The following is a 450-nucleotide window of genomic DNA, read 5'->3' as shown; positions in this document are numbered from 1 at the left end:
CTCGAGGTGCATCACGAGCGCCCGCAGCGAGTTGCCGTGGGCGGTGACGAGCACGTCGAGCCCGGCGCGCAGCTGGGGCACGATCGCGTCGTACCAGTACGGCAGCACCCGGGCGACGACGTCGGCCAGGCACTCCGTCGCCGGCAGCACGTCGGGGGCCAACCACCGGTAGCGGTCGTCGTTGATCGGGTGCTCGGGGCTGTCGAGCCCGACCGGCGGCGGCGGCACGTCGTAGCTGCGCCGCCAGATCTTGGTCTGCTCGGCGCCGTGCTTTGCCGTGGTGGCCTTCTTGTCGAGGCCCTGCAGCGCGCCGTAGTGGCGCTCGTTCAGGCGCCAGTCGTTGCTGATCGGCAGCCACGTCCGGTCCATCGCGTCGAGCGCTTGCCAGAGCGTCCAGACGGCGCGCTTCAGGACCGAGGTCCAGGCGCGATCGAACTCGAAGCCGCCTTC

General features: G+C 71.1%; 1 protein-coding gene. It reads right to left on the bottom strand.

Annotated features, from left to right (window positions below; translation table 11 throughout):
• Positions 1 to 450 (bottom strand): 2,3-diphosphoglycerate-dependent phosphoglycerate mutase (locus I6F37_RS39775; RefSeq protein WP_225154345.1); only part of this gene is annotated, 450 nt, incomplete at both ends.

This window comes from Bradyrhizobium sp. NBAIM08 (genome assembly GCF_020193935.1).
Lineage (GTDB): Bacteria > Pseudomonadota > Alphaproteobacteria > Rhizobiales > Xanthobacteraceae > Bradyrhizobium > Bradyrhizobium yuanmingense.
This window is presented reverse-complemented; position numbering and strand designations above follow the sequence as displayed.